Source organism: Anoxybacillus sp. LAT27 (genome assembly GCF_022030075.1).
Classification (GTDB): Bacteria; Bacillota; Bacilli; order Bacillales; family Anoxybacillaceae; genus Anoxybacillus; species Anoxybacillus kestanbolensis.
This window is the reverse complement of sequence record NZ_JAIWYK010000417.1, coordinates 1-222: the sequence shown is the minus strand read 5'-3', so window position 1 is coordinate 222 and position 222 is coordinate 1. Positions and strand designations below refer to the sequence as shown.

The 222-nt window shown below is 59.5% G+C and carries 1 pseudogene; it reads left to right on the top strand.

The window, feature by feature from the left end:
• Positions 1-222: pseudogene (locus LD028_RS10025) on the top strand (efflux RND transporter periplasmic adaptor subunit); the annotation flags it as partial.

The window sequence follows — 222 nt, the reverse complement described above, 5'->3', positions numbered from 1 at the left end:
CCGCAAGAGCAAGACGTTGAAGGGTGCGACGGAAGAAGCAATTCAACAGCAGCGTCTGCAACTGCAAAGCGCCCAGAACCAACTGGACAAGGCCAAGCGGGAGTTTGAGCAGGGCCAAAAGCTGTTCGAAGGCGGCGCCATCTCCCGAAGCGAATGGAACGACCGGAAATGGGCCGTGGACCAGGCGCAGATAGCCGTGAACAACGCCAAGCTGGCCCTCGA